1 pseudogene is annotated in these 1,033 nt (G+C 81.0%); it reads right to left on the bottom strand.

What is annotated here, in order from left to right:
• Positions 1 to 1,033: pseudogene (locus AB6N23_RS09235) on the bottom strand (hypothetical protein); the annotation flags it as partial.

The raw sequence follows: 1,033 nt of genomic DNA, 5'->3' as shown, positions 1-1,033 counted from the left end.
CGTCGGGGCCTGCCAGCCGCCGGCGGCCGGGGCAGCCGGCTCGGCGCCCCATGCCGACGACCGCACGGGGGCGCTCGGCGCGGCGGCCTGCTGGCCGGTCTCCGGCTCCGCCTCGTCCTCCTTGCGGCGGCCGAAGAAGGCACCCCAGCGACGCTTGGGCTTGTCGTCGACCGGGCGGACCAGGTCGCCGAACGCCGGGGCGTCCTGGCCGGCGGGGGCCGACGGCGCCGGGGCGGCCTGCCACGCCGGCTGCGCGGTGGCCTGCGGTGCCGGCGAGCGCTGCGCCAGGGGCGCGGGCTGCTCCGCCGGGGCCTGGTACGCCGGTGCCTGCGGGGCCGGCGGCTGCTGCACCGGGGCCTGCGGGAACGCGACGGCCTCGGCGGCCTCGACCGGCGAGAACATCTGCGTCGGCTGCTCGACGGGCGCCTGCCAGCCGTTCGACGGGCGGCTCCACGCCGGGGTCGCGGGGCGCTCCTCGGCGGCAGGCTGCTGGACCGGCGCGACGGGAGCGGCCGGGGCCTCGTCCTGCCACTGCGGCGCCTGCCACTGCGGCGCCTCGGGTGCCGTCGGGGCCCAGGCGGGCTGCTGCTCGGCGACCGCCTGCTGCGGGGCGGGGACGGGCGCCCACGGCGCGGCCGGGGCTTCCTCCTCCGGGTCCGGCTCGAGCAGCACGGGGACGGGCGCCGCCGCGTGCCGGCTCGGCAGCTGCTCGGCGACCGGCTCGGCCTCGCGGTGCTGCAGGGCCTCGGGCTGCGCCGCGACGGGCTCGGCGCGCCGGCGGGCGGGCTCCGGGACGACCGGGATCGCCCCGGTGTGCCACGCACGGGCCTCGTCGAGCGTGCGCTCGAACGGCACGTACGGCGCCTGGTAGTCGATCGCCGGACGGTCGGCGCTGCCGGCCCAGCCGGAGTAGCCGCTGTACGCGGTGAACGACGGCGCGGGCTCCTCGGTGGGCGCCGGCTGCTGCGGGGCGGACGGCTCGGCGTCACCCCACGCAGGAGCGGCCTCTGCCGCGGGGGCCCACGGCTGCTGC

It is taken from the genome of Cellulomonas pasadenensis (genome assembly GCF_047229365.1).
GTDB lineage: Bacteria > Actinomycetota > Actinomycetes > Actinomycetales > Cellulomonadaceae > Cellulomonas.
This window is presented reverse-complemented; position numbering and strand designations above follow the sequence as displayed.